This is a genomic window from uncultured Lactobacillus sp. (assembly GCF_947367085.1).
In the GTDB taxonomy this organism is placed as follows: Bacteria; Bacillota; Bacilli; order Lactobacillales; family Lactobacillaceae; genus Lactobacillus.
Window position 1 is genome coordinate 1 of record NZ_CANBCP010000054.1, and the last position, 11,859, is coordinate 11,859.

14 protein-coding genes are annotated in these 11,859 nt (G+C 34.1%); 7 read left to right on the top strand and 7 right to left on the bottom strand.

Annotation, left to right across the window (positions count from 1 at the left end; translation table 11 throughout):
• Nucleotides 1-60: 60 nt before the first annotated feature.
• From sufU to Q0Y70_RS08000, 5 genes are all read right to left on the bottom strand, one after another.
• The gene (sufU, locus tag Q0Y70_RS07980; RefSeq protein WP_297819468.1) at nt 61-534 is read right to left on the bottom strand and encodes a Fe-S cluster assembly sulfur transfer protein SufU; all 474 of its coding nucleotides are present in this window, start codon (nt 532-534) and stop codon (nt 61-63) included.
• Nucleotides 521-1,759, bottom strand: a complete 1,239-nt coding sequence (locus tag Q0Y70_RS07985) for an aminotransferase class V-fold PLP-dependent enzyme (RefSeq protein WP_297819471.1) — start codon at nt 1,757-1,759, stop codon at nt 521-523. Before Q0Y70_RS07985 ends, sufU begins: the two co-directional genes overlap by 14 nt.
• On the bottom strand, nt 1,734-2,999 hold the full coding sequence (sufD, locus tag Q0Y70_RS07990; RefSeq protein WP_297819474.1) for a Fe-S cluster assembly protein SufD: 1,266 nt from the start codon (nt 2,997-2,999) through the stop codon (nt 1,734-1,736). Before sufD ends, Q0Y70_RS07985 begins: the two co-directional genes overlap by 26 nt.
• 11 nt (nt 3,000-3,010) lie before the next feature.
• Nucleotides 3,011-3,805 carry a Fe-S cluster assembly ATPase SufC gene (gene sufC / locus Q0Y70_RS07995; RefSeq protein WP_297819507.1) on the bottom strand — a complete coding sequence of 265 codons (795 nt, stop codon included), beginning with the start codon at nt 3,803-3,805 and terminating at the stop codon, nt 3,011-3,013.
• Between the two features lie 162 nt (nt 3,806-3,967).
• Nucleotides 3,968-4,777, bottom strand: coding sequence for a Cof-type HAD-IIB family hydrolase (locus tag Q0Y70_RS08000; RefSeq protein WP_297819477.1), 810 nt, complete (start codon nt 4,775-4,777; stop codon nt 3,968-3,970).
• Nucleotides 4,778-4,883: 106 nt separating this feature from the next.
• Here Q0Y70_RS08000 and Q0Y70_RS08005 point away from each other — a divergent pair, with 106 nt between their 5' ends.
• The 3 genes from Q0Y70_RS08005 to proC are packed head-to-tail and all read left to right on the top strand — an operon-like array spanning nt 4,884 to nt 6,551.
• Nucleotides 4,884-5,486 carry an AraC family ligand binding domain-containing protein gene (locus tag Q0Y70_RS08005; RefSeq protein WP_297819481.1) on the top strand — a complete coding sequence of 201 codons (603 nt, stop codon included), beginning with the start codon at nt 4,884-4,886 and terminating at the stop codon, nt 5,484-5,486.
• Nucleotides 5,487-5,729, top strand: coding sequence for an AraC family transcriptional regulator (locus tag Q0Y70_RS08010; RefSeq protein WP_297819484.1), 243 nt, complete (start codon nt 5,487-5,489; stop codon nt 5,727-5,729). It abuts the gene before it with no gap.
• 51 nt (nt 5,730-5,780) lie between these two features.
• On the top strand, nt 5,781-6,551 hold the full coding sequence (proC, locus tag Q0Y70_RS08015; RefSeq protein ID WP_297819487.1) for a pyrroline-5-carboxylate reductase: 771 nt from the start codon (nt 5,781-5,783) through the stop codon (nt 6,549-6,551).
• 34 nt (nt 6,552-6,585) lie between these two features.
• On the opposite strand, the gene Q0Y70_RS08020 is transcribed toward proC, so the two are convergent.
• The gene (locus tag Q0Y70_RS08020) at nt 6,586-7,218 is read right to left on the bottom strand and encodes a phosphatase PAP2 family protein (RefSeq protein WP_297819489.1); all 633 of its coding nucleotides are present in this window, start codon (nt 7,216-7,218) and stop codon (nt 6,586-6,588) included.
• 69 nt (nt 7,219-7,287) lie between these two features.
• Nucleotides 7,288-7,902, bottom strand: coding sequence for a sugar O-acetyltransferase (locus Q0Y70_RS08025; protein ID WP_297819492.1), 615 nt, complete (start codon nt 7,900-7,902; stop codon nt 7,288-7,290).
• Between the two features lie 128 nt (nt 7,903-8,030).
• On the opposite strand from Q0Y70_RS08025, the gene Q0Y70_RS08030 reads away from it, so the two are divergent.
• The 4 genes from Q0Y70_RS08030 (at nt 8,031) to Q0Y70_RS08045 (ending at nt 11,760) form a co-directional block, all read left to right on the top strand.
• Nucleotides 8,031-9,125: an acyltransferase gene (locus Q0Y70_RS08030; protein WP_297819495.1), complete on the top strand. Its 1,095-nt coding sequence runs from the start codon at nt 8,031-8,033 to the stop codon at nt 9,123-9,125.
• 89 nt (nt 9,126-9,214) lie between these two features.
• Nucleotides 9,215-9,826: a GTP pyrophosphokinase family protein gene (locus Q0Y70_RS08035; RefSeq protein WP_297819498.1), complete on the top strand. Its 612-nt coding sequence runs from the start codon at nt 9,215-9,217 to the stop codon at nt 9,824-9,826.
• A 2-nt stretch (nt 9,827-9,828) separates the two neighbouring features.
• Nucleotides 9,829-10,494, top strand: coding sequence for a response regulator transcription factor (locus Q0Y70_RS08040; RefSeq protein ID WP_297819501.1), 666 nt, complete (start codon nt 9,829-9,831; stop codon nt 10,492-10,494).
• Nucleotides 10,495-10,503: 9 nt separating this feature from the next.
• The gene (locus Q0Y70_RS08045; protein ID WP_297819504.1) at nt 10,504-11,760 is read left to right on the top strand and encodes a HAMP domain-containing sensor histidine kinase; all 1,257 of its coding nucleotides are present in this window, start codon (nt 10,504-10,506) and stop codon (nt 11,758-11,760) included.
• Nucleotides 11,761-11,859: the final 99 nt, after the last annotated feature.

The window sequence follows — 11,859 nt, forward strand, 5'->3', positions numbered from 1 at the left end:
CAGGAGTTCTATCTCGTCGTCGGCCCATAATAACTTATATGCCATAAACGCTATTATTCGTTAACAATACCTTCGGTCGGTTTCTTTTTCTCCATCTTCGCCTAATAAAATCCGCTCTAATGCCCACCATGCTAAGGTTGCACATTTTATTCTAGCCGGAAATTGCATTACGTTTGTCATTATTTGAGAATCTCCTAGCTTTTCAAGTTGCTTTCTTGAAAGTGGTTGTTTAATTGCCATTTGGGAAAATATTTTTGCAATTTCGATTGCTTCATCTTTTGATTTTCCTTTAACAGTTTGTGTCATCAGTGACGCAGATGCCTTACTAATAGTGCAACCTTCTCCATTAAATTTTATTTTTGAGATGTGATTATCTTTATCTAAGTTAAGAAACAAATTCAACTTATCCCCGCAATTCGGATTATAGACAGTTGTTTGATGACTATGATTTATAAGAACGCCATAATTTTTTGGATTATTAGCATTTTCTAAAATCACTTCACGATATAAGAATTTCAGTCTATCTAATCCCATTTTCAAAGAACTCCTTTATTTGAGTTAAGGCTTGAATAAATTTATCAATTTCTTGAGTTGTATTATAAATAGCTAAACTAGCTCTTAACGTACTTTCAACACCCAACTCTTGCATTAATGGTTGAGCGCAATGATGACCAGCTCTAACTTCAATTCCTTCAAGATCGAGTGCACTTGCGACATCATGGGGATGGATACCAGATAAATTAAACGACACTAAACTAATAGCTCCTGTATCATTTTTTGGACCATAGATTTTAAGGTCAGCAATTTTTTTCAACTGATCCAGCAGATATCTACGCATCTCAATATCATGAGTGTGCATCTTTTTTAAACCGATATCTTCAATAAAATCTATTGCTGCATCAAGTCCAATCGCTCCTGAAATATTTGGTGTACCAGCTTCAAATTTTTGAGGAAGGTCAGCCCAGCTGGCTTGCGTGCGTGTAACATTTTCGATCATTTCTCCACCTAATCGATAAGGCGGCATTTTTTCTAATAAACTTCGTTTTCCATACAAAACACCAATTCCATTGGGACCAAACATCTTGTGACCCGAAAACGCATAAAAATCCACATCAAGATCTTGTACATCAACTTCAAAATGACCGACCGCTTGCGCTCCATCTGCTACGATGATGGCGTTATTTTGATGAGCAAGCTTAGCTAATTCTTTGAGTGGATTAATGCCACCTAAAACATTACTGACATGCGTGATTGCCACAATTTTAGTCTTCGGTGAGATCTTTTTCTTAGCATCAGCCAAATCCAATTTTTGATCTTGATCTAATTCAATAAACCTTAGCTTGGCATGCTTGCGCTGAGCTAGTTGCTGCCAGCAAAGCAAATTACTGTGATGTTCCATTATTGAAACAACAATCTCATCGCCAGCATGAATATTTACTTCGCCATAACTATTAGCTACCAAATTCAAACTATCTGTACAACCGCTAGTAAAGATAACTTCGCAGTCTTTTTGGGCATTGATAAAATTTCTAACATGATGGCGTGCTTTTTCATAACGGTTTGTTGCTTGCATTCCTAATGTATGAAGTCCGCGATGAACATTAGCACGATAATTTTGATCAAAATCAAAAATCTTTCTAGAAACCGACAATGGCATTTGACTACTAGCAGCATTATCAAAGTAAATTAAAACTTCGTCATTTACTTTTGTCTTCAAAATTGGAAATTCAGTCCTAATTTTTGCGATATCTTTGTCCATTAATCAATTTTCTTTCCAAAATAGCAATCATTTTCTTACGAACATCTTTATCAGGGATGGCGTCTAACACTGCTCCTAAAAATCCTCTAATTACTAATCTTTGCGCCTGTTTATAAGGAATCCCCCGACTCATCAAATAATTCATTTGAACTGGATCAACCGGACCAACACTTGCAGCGTGAGCAGCAATAACATCATTTTCATCAATTAATAATAGCGGATTAGCATCGCCACGTGCATCTGGAGACATCATTAAGACTCGATTTTTCTGATCGGCTTTTGAGCCATGAGCGCCATGAACTATCTGGCCAATCCCGTTGAAAATAAGCTTTGATTGGTCAAGTAAAACGCCACGTTGATTAATTAAACCAGTTGAATGGGGACCGTGATTAGTGACGCGATTATTTAGAAAGACTTTTTGCTGGCCTCCTGTGACTGAAACCAGTTGTGAATTAGCATAACTTCCTTCTCCAATCAATTCAGAATCAATTTGTCCAACTGTATCACAAGAATTCATTAAACCGATTGCCCACTGAATATGTGCATCTGTTTCAATTTTTGCTTTTCGTTCAAAATAAAGAGTGGTGTTACTGCCTAATTCTTCAACTGATGAAAATTCAAGATGACTACCAGGTTTGGCAATTACTTCCACCATTAGATTAGCTATATTCTTTTGATCACCAATCGTACTGAGATGCTGCAAAAAGTGTCCTCGGCTATTTTCCTCAGCAATAATTAAGATATGGCAATACCAGTCTAATTTTTGTCTACTATCTTGAATTAATTTAACTTCGATTGGCTCATCTAAAGCTACATTTTTTGGAATATATAAAACCAGTCCACTATTTAAATTAGCCAAATGAATTGCATTTAGCTTATTTTCATCAGCACGAATTATTTCAGTCATAAAATACTTCTGCATTATATCGGGGATTTGCTCAAAAGCATCAAAAATATCAAGTAATTTCACGCCTTTATCAGTCATAGCTTGAGATAATTTTGCTTGTACAGTCTGTGTACCGATTTGAATGAAATTTGCTTTATTATCAGTATTATTTTCTATTTTTTGAATAAAAACAGGACTTTCACTGTCGGCAAATACGATATCATTTTCTTTAAAATGTTCCATCTTCGGCATCCCTAATTTAGGAATCAACTTTTTGGCAGCTAACCTTTTTTGAGTAAGCCATCGTGGTTCATGAAGCAATTTATTTTTTGAAAAATCTGTCTTTTTATCCATCTGACAATTCCTTAATCTTCATCAACTAGCTTAATATCAAGCCCTAATTCATCACGTAAGCCCGAGTATCCTTCATTTTCTAAACGCTGTGCAAGTTCAGGACCTCCATCTTTAACAACACGTCCGCCCATCATTACATGGACTACATCAGGAACAATATAATTCAGCAGTCTTTGATAGTGAGTAATAATTAATGAGGCAAAATTTTCGCTGCGCATTGCATTTACACCTCGAGAAACAACTTTTAATGCATCAATATCAAGTCCCGAGTCAATTTCATCCAAAATAGCAAATTGCGGCTTAATCATCAGTAATTGCAAAATTTCGTTACGCTTTTTTTCTCCTCCGGAAAACCCTTCATTCAAATAGCGCTCCGTCATAGCTTCATCCATATCAAGCAAGTCTAAATTTTTATCCAATTCATTCAAAAATTCACTAATTGGCATTGGGTCATCTTTTGGACGACGTACATTAATTGCAGTACGCAAAAACTCAGCATTGGTCACCCCTGGAACTTCAGCAGGATATTGCATAGCTAAAAACAAACCTTTACGAGCACGCTCGTCAACTTCCATATCCAAGATGCTTTCGCCATTTAATAAAATATCCCCTTGAGTTACATGATAGTAAGGATTTCCCATGATAGTTTCAGACAACGTAGATTTCCCTGTACCGTTTGGTCCCATAACAGCATGAATTTCTCCGGTCTTTAGAGTCATATTAACGCCTTTGAGAATCTCTTTCATTTTCTTTTTTTCGTCATCTTTAACTTCAACATGTAAATCTTTTATTTCCAGAACTGACATCGTATTCTCTTTTCTATTTTTATCTTTAGTACTTGTTGTAATCATACATTACTTTGTTACTGAAATAAAAGTAGCTATCCAAAACGTTTTTAATACAAAAAAGTTTCATAGTAGGGGGATGCTATGAAACTTACACACATTTATAATCATTATTAAAAATTTTTATTTTAGTACATACTTCTCAAAAGCCTGCTTGATGCCATCTTCATCATTAGAACCTGTCACATAATCTGCATATCTTTTTGCTTGATCAGATCCGTTACCCATTACAACACTAACGCTAGCTACCTTAAACATCGAAATATCATTTCTCTCATCGCCGACAGCCATCATTTCATCAGGAGAGATTCCAATCTTTTGACCCAATTCGACTAAGCCATTTCCTTTGTTTACTTTAGGATTTAACACTTCAAGAAAATGATCGTCAGCTCTAACAATATAAAGTTCACCACCAAATTTTTGGTGTAATTTAGGCTCAACTTTATCCAATAAGTCGGCCTCACCTACAAAACATCCCTTAGAAACTTCAAAACTCTTCGGAAAATCATCAGGCTGTCTAATGAGCATTCCGGCGGTATTTTCCCAGGCGTGTAGTAGTTCAAAATAATCTACATCTCGATCACATGTGATAATTCGAGAATCAGGATCGACTATATTAAAAGGGACTTTTTCTTCTTTAGCAAATTTTGTTAACCGGCGATATTGATCATTAGTCACCAAATCTTGAGTTAACAACTTGCCTTCTGCATTACGAGTAATTGCACCATTTAAGGTAACAACATATTGATCTTTTGCTGTAATGCCCAGTTTTCTCATATATGGTTCAAGACCAGCAAAAGGCCGCCCTGAACACAAAACAATCTTTACGCCTTGTGCAAGTGCTTTTTTTATAACCTCCTTGGTTGAGTCTAAAATTTTATTTTGAGAATTAAGTAAAGTACCGTCAGTATCTAATGCAACTAATTTTATCATCTTAACTTATCCCTTTCGTTTAACTATAATTAATATATCGCTTACAAATTAACACTAGGTATCAATTTATAAACTGACTATAACTATTTTTTAAAGGTGAAAACATTTGTCGATTATTCATGAAGAAGTCCAAAATAACCCTCGCTTGCCCTTTTACTTTTATCAATCAAACCAAATCAAGTATGCGCAACATTGGCATCAGGGAATCGAAATAAATTATTTAGTTAAAGGACAAGACTTGAAGTTTGCCATAGAAGGACATACCTTCCACTTTAATAGCGGTGATATTTGGTGCGTTAATCGCAACAAGGTTCATTCATCTTCAGGGAAAAAGCAAGATTGGTCATACATGGGATTAATTATCGATGATGATTTTTTAACCAGTAATTTTCCTTCGAGTAGCAACTGGAATTTATCTTTGCTAGGAAGAAAAAGTGTAAAGAATTCGCAAGCTTATTACCAATTGGAAGATAAATTAGTTCGAATTCAAAAAAGAATAAATAAAAAAATGACCGACCAAAATCGTTTCATGATTTTGAGTTATTTCTATCAGTTAATAGTAATTCTTGATCAAAATTTCACTCAGACCAGGCCACTTACTGCTTCACTTAATTCACCCTTAGTTGATGACTTGATTTCTTACATTAATCAACATTTTTCAGAAAACCTAACTGCTTTTTCAATTAGTCAACATTTCAAAACTTCATAAGTGACCTTAAATAAACAACTCAAGCAAAGTAATGGGATGTCTATCGGAGCTTACCTCAACTTCATTCGCTTGATGCATGCACGTGAATTACTATTAAGCACTGACAAGCCAATTGAATGGGTTGCCACAGACTGTGGTTTTTCAAACAGTCGTATCCTAAATCGTAATTTTAAAGCATGGAAAAATAAAACTCCTACGCAATATCGTAACGAGTACAGTGAGTATTATATAGCCACGAACTGAATTCAATTTTGATAAAATATAAATAAATGTTTTGATTTAGAAAGGTTTATTATGACAAAAATAGCTGTAATTGGTGTCGGACACATGGGTAAAGCAATGATTGAGGGCTTTAAAAAAGCTGACAATGAAATAATTGCTCAAAACCCGGTAAACCCTAGAGTTAGTCGTCTAGCTAAAGAATTAGATTTCAAATTATTCAATGCAATTAATGATCTAATCGCTGAAAACCCAGAAATAATTATTCTAACTACACCAGCAAAAGTCACTCTCCAAGTAGCAAGCCAATTGCGTAATACAAATGAAAAAACGATTATCATTTCTGCAGCTGCTGGAGTAACTTATAATGACTTAAAGACGCAACTTCCAAATCAATTACTTGCACGCATTATCCCTAATACTCCTGTAGCAGTAAATCAAGGAACAATTGGTTTATATTTACCTGAAAATATTAGCTCACAAGATCATGAAAGAATTACATCATTTTTAAAACAACTTGGTGATGTAATTGCAGTAAAGGAAGATCAATTAAGTATTGTCGGCACTATTGCTGGATGTGGCCCTGCTTTTGTAGATGTCTTTTTAGATGCATTAGGTGACAGCGGTGTATTAAATGGTTTACCACGTAAACTAGCTAATAATATTGCTTCCAGTATGGTTAAAGGAGCAGCCAGTCTAGCTTATGAAAGTAAACAAGCACCCAGCTTATTGCGTGATGAGGTTTGTTCTCCTGGCGGCACCACGATTAAAGGGGTTACTAGTTTAGAAAAAAATGGTTTTAGAAATGCAGTTATTGAAGCAGTCAATGCTGCCAACCAAAATTAAAGAAAAAGAGAAGTTCGTACGAACTTCTCTTTTCTTACAAAATATCCACTTTCCAAAGTTTGTATGCTAATTCTTTTAAGCAAATCTCAACTATTCCAACCCACGTCAACGCAAGAGTTACTGATGCACACACATCAGATGGATAGTGAGCTAGGACATAAACTCTTGAATACATCACTACAATTAACCAAACAATTAAGACTACATCTAACCAAATTCGGTAGGTACGATTCTTAACTAATTTTGGAATTAGGACTAACATTAACCAGATAACGATAATTCCCATACCTAATGTATGACCACTTGGAAAACTAAACCCATCGTCAATTGCTAAATGACCAGCAGGACGTGCTCTTTGAATAATATGTTTAATAATCCAGCCAATTGCATCTGCTGAAACAAGTGTTACAACAATACTTGTGGCCAGTGGGCGCATTTTTTTTAACCAAAGAACAACTGCAATCAGCAACATCCAAACCAAATCAACTTTTGGAGCTGCTAACACAGTAATCTTCAGCATTAAACCTTTAAGGTTGGGAATACTTCTTACCAAGTTCTGAAAGAAACTATCAAATGAATTAATCCATGTTAGATGCATCATAATTGAAATAGCAAAAATCAGAAAGATTGGTAATCCGACATAGATTGCGTTTTTATATCTTTTCATTTACCTTCTCGATCCCTATTTTGATGCTTTTTATTCTATCATCATCAAAATATTTTTTCCATACGGATCTTAATAAGGAAAGCTCTCTAATCTATCAGCATCTGTGATTTTTCTAACTGCTTTAGCTGGAACTCCTAGTACTAAAGAATTTTCTGGCATATCCTTAGTTACTACAGCACCTGCACCAATTACGCAACCTGCACCGATCGTCACGCCTGCACAAATTGTGACATTAGTTGCTAGCCAGCAATTATCACCGATCGTGATAGGTGCACCGTATTCAACATCAGCCATCTTACCATCAGCTTGTTTACGAATATTTCTTTGAGCATATGTTAATGGATGAAGTGGGGTAGCTAAGGTAACGTTTGGACCGCACATAACATTTTTACCAATCTTAACTGGACAGGTATCAAGCACTGTAAAGTTAAAATTAGCATAAAAATTGTCACCTAGATGAGTAAAGCAGCCATAATCGATTTGAATCGGCCCTTGCAAATATACGCTTTTGCCATGGTCAGGAAAAAGCTTATCTACGATCATCTTGCGCTCTAACTTATCATCATCACAAGTTAAATTGTAGTCGCGACACAAGCGATGAGCTTGACTTGACAGTTTTCCTAATTCATCAGTATCTGGACGATATGGCAAGCCAGCGAGCATATTTTGGGTATTTTCTTGCATATTAAAAATTCTCCTTGATAGTTATGATTTCTAATTTTACCACCCAAAATTAGTAAATTAGGGTGCTTTTTGTTTTCTCTTGATCATCGTTATAATAATTATGAATAAATCATAGAAAGAATGTAGTAATGAAAGTAAACCAAAAAACAGATATTGGCGACTATCTGAAAGTTTTTGCCTGTAGTGCTGTTATTTCTCAGCCGATAATGTCCAAAATCATGGCGCATGCACAAACACAACAAACACAAGACATTTTCGCTGTCTTATACAATTTAGTTAAATACACAGCTCCGGCCTTTATTTTTGGGATCTTATATACAACTATTAGAATTCATCGGACCCAGAATTCTTTCTCCTATCCTCACTATCTCAAAACTAATTGGAGAAACTTGTTTATTCCAACGATTCTTTGGACAAGCATTTATTTACTTTTTATGCCCTATCTGCAGCAAAAATCTCATTATCATAACTTAAGCACTTTTTGCTGGCAATTTATTAATGGTAATGCAGCTCCTCACCTTTGGTATAACACGATGATGCTGCAATTCATTATTTTGATGCCTTTGTTTTATAAGTTGAGCATTTATATTGGGCACAATGCTCAACATGCTGTTATTAGTGCAATTTTAACTTTTATCGTCTATTTTGCTTGGCTAGCATTCTACGATTATTTTATCTTTCATGGTCCTCATCAAAATGATTGGTATCTATCTGACAGAATATTTATATCCTTTTTAATCTATGCAATTTATGGAGTATTAGCATGGAATATGCGTAACTTCTATAACAAATTTGTTTTGAAATACTTCTGGTTGATAATGATCTTTTTAATTATTTGTTTGATTTGGACAACAAGTGAATTAGAACGATATGGTCATCCAATTAATTTTAATAATGCTCCATATTATAAACCATCGATGACGTTTTATTGTTTGGCAGTGATTTGTTTAGTTAGTGCTTTTTATTTATATCAGCTAAAAAACAAAAAAATAAAAAGTCTCACCTCATTTCATTTTCTTGCTAGCTATGCTTACCGCGCTTATTTGTCTAATGTGTTTTGGTTAGAAATAATTTGGAATATTATCCGCACCAAAGCTTTAATTTCTTCATATCCCGTTTTATGCTTATTATTAACGTGGATCCTAACATGGTTAGCTTCTTTTTCAAGCGCTTATTTATTTCACGTTCTATGGCTAAAAAGTAAATCAGTTTTTTCTAAATAACCATAAAATAGTACTAAGATTAATATTTTGGTCATCGCAGTCAGGATTTTTCTATATAATATTTAACAAAAAGATTAAAGGTGATAGTTTTGAACATATATGGGGAATATGAACCAACGTTACATCAAATTTTAGATGAATTTACCAAGCGTTTACTTGATTTAAACAAAAAATACCAAACTACCCATCATGAAAGTCTCTTTGAACACTTAAATGGTCGCATTAAAACGCAAAAGAGCATGATTGAAAAATGTCAAAGAAAAAACCTACCAGTTACACCCTACTCTGCCTTGCGCCAAAATCGTGACAGTATCGGAGTCAGAATTGTATGTAACTTTATTGATGATATTTATACTTGTATCGATTTAATCGAAAATATGTCTGATATTGATATAATCACCAAAAAAGATTATATAACCAATGCTAAACCTAATGGTTATCGATCATATCATATGATTATTTCTAAAACTATTGATAGTCAAGATATCGATGGCAATTTTCCGGGACATTTTTATATTGAAATCCAGTTACGCACAATTGCCATGGATACTTGGGCGAGTTTGGAACACAAAATGAAATACAAACACGATATAAAAAATCCTAAAATGATCAGCAAAGAATTAAAACGCGTGGCTGATGAACTAGCATCCTGTGATGTAAGTATGCAAACTATTCGACAATTAATTAGAGAGGAAAATTAAGATTGAAGATTTTACTAGCCGAAGATGAGCCTCAATTAAATCACGTTATCACTGTTGCTTTACAAAGTGCTAAATATGATGTTGACAGTGTATTTAACGGCCAAGAGGCAGTTAATGCTGCCTCTAAAAATGCCTATGATGCAATGATTTTTGATATCATGATGCCAGTGATGGATGGAATTACTGCTTTAAAAAAAATTCGTGAACAAGGCAATAAAACTTATGTCATGATGTTAACCGCAAAAAGTGAAGTTGATGATAAAGTTACAGGTCTTGAATCTGGGGCAGATGATTATTTGACTAAACCTTTTTCCTTAAAAGAATTGATTGCTCGTCTTCATTCTCTTGAAAGACGTTCAGAAAATTATTCTACAGAAAACTTACAATATGGGGATTTGAAACTAAACGTTTCTGATCAAGAGTTAGTTGCTCACAATTCTATTCGACTAGCTAATAAAGAAACTGAATTATTACAATACTTTTTATTGAATTCAGATAAAGACCTTTCTGCGCAAGAATTGATAACTCATATTTGGAAAAATGATCCCGAGGCAAATAGTGAGTTAGTTTGGCTTTATGTCTCTTATTTAAAACAAAAGCTCGCTTCCATTCAAAGTGAGGTAAAAATTCTTGGAGAAAAAGGTGGTAGTTTTAGGTTAACGAAATAAGGTGATTAAATGATTCAAAAATTTCGCTGGAAATTTATTTCCCTATCAATTGCCTCTTTATTTATTGTTATTTTTGTAACGATCGGTAGCTTGGTTGCGGTCAATTTTTACCAAGATCATCAAGAAGTTGATCGCGTCTTAAATACTCTGGTGCAAAATAATGGAAATTTAACTTTGAATAATTCTCAAGATATCTATAAGGATAAAGATTTTATCTTTAATCAAAAAAATCCTGAATCTATTTTTCAATACCGTTATTTTACAGTAAGTGTTGCTCCTAATAATAAGATAATCATTACCAAGCAGCCCGAAGATTTTAAACTTTCAAAGCAAGATATTTATTCTAAAGCTGGGCGCATAGCTAATTCTCGTTTTAAAAAAGGAATGATTCGCTTAGATCACAGTAACTATGCTTATCAAATCTTTTTTAATGACCAAGGACAAAAATCAATTATTTTTTTGAATACCTCTCTAATTTTTACTCGCTCATGGAATTTATTGAGACTAGCGGTATTCCTTGGAATTATCGCCTTGTTGGTTTTTGCTTCAATTTTGATTATTACATCAGGCAAAGCTATTAATCCAATTGTTATCGCTTATAAAAAGCAACAACAATTTATTACTAATGCTGGTCACGAGCTAAAAACTCCCTTGGCAATTATTTCTGCTAATACTGAAATGCAAGAAATGATAGGCAATGAATCTGAATGGACGAAAAGTACTAAAGAACAAATTGAACGGCTAACTAATTTAGTGAATAATTTGATTTCTCTAGCCCGCATGAGCGAAACGGGTGAGCTTGCTTTAGAAAAAGTCAACTTATCTGAAGTTACCCAACAAAATTGTAAAGACTTTGCTTCCCTAGTTAAACAGAAAAAACTTACTCTTAAAGAAAGTATTCAGCCCAATATCTCCGTATTAGCTGAAGAAAAGACCTTAAAAGAGCTAATTAACATCTTTCTGGATAATGCCCAAAAATATTGCGACCCTGATGGCATAATTAGTGTTGATCTTCGTAAAAACAAACTAAATACTTATGCCCATCTAACTATTAGTAATACATATAGCAAAGGCAAAAATAAAAATTATAAGAATTTCTTTGATCGCTTTTATCGAGAAGACGAATCCCATAATAATAAAAAGTCTGGTTTTGGAATTGGCTTATCCATGGCTCAAGATTTGGTTCATGCTTTTAAGGGTAAATTGAAAGTAAATTATCATAACGAAGAAATTCATTTTACAATTAGTTTGAAATTAGCAAAATAAACAAAAAGACAGCGAAATAATGTGTACTGAGACGTAAAAATTAGACAAATATTTGTTCTAGCTGACTAAGGCTTGATTTCGATATTCAATCGGAGTTAA

Bases quoted from the DNA above. Each gene is read 5' to 3' on its own strand.
- sufU (WP_297819468.1), bottom strand. From the start codon at position 534: ATGGGATTAGATAGACTGAAATTCTTATATCGTGAAGTGATTTTAGAA.
- sufC (WP_297819507.1), bottom strand. From the start codon at position 3,805: ATGTCAGTTCTGGAAATAAAAGATTTACATGTTGAAGTTAAAGATGAC.
- Q0Y70_RS08025 (WP_297819492.1), bottom strand. From the start codon at position 7,902: ATGCAAGAAAATACCCAAAATATGCTCGCTGGCTTGCCATATCGTCCA.
- Q0Y70_RS08045 (WP_297819504.1), top strand. From the start codon at position 10,504: ATGATTCAAAAATTTCGCTGGAAATTTATTTCCCTATCAATTGCCTCT.
- proC (WP_297819487.1), top strand. From the start codon at position 5,781: ATGACAAAAATAGCTGTAATTGGTGTCGGACACATGGGTAAAGCAATG.
- Q0Y70_RS08030 (WP_297819495.1), top strand. From the start codon at position 8,031: ATGAAAGTAAACCAAAAAACAGATATTGGCGACTATCTGAAAGTTTTT.
- Q0Y70_RS08000 (WP_297819477.1), bottom strand. From the start codon at position 4,777: ATGATAAAATTAGTTGCATTAGATACTGACGGTACTTTACTTAATTCT.
- Q0Y70_RS08020 (WP_297819489.1), bottom strand. From the start codon at position 7,218: ATGAAAAGATATAAAAACGCAATCTATGTCGGATTACCAATCTTTCTG.
- sufD (WP_297819474.1), bottom strand. From the start codon at position 2,999: ATGGATAAAAAGACAGATTTTTCAAAAAATAAATTGCTTCATGAACCA.
- Q0Y70_RS07985 (WP_297819471.1), bottom strand. From the start codon at position 1,759: ATGGACAAAGATATCGCAAAAATTAGGACTGAATTTCCAATTTTGAAG.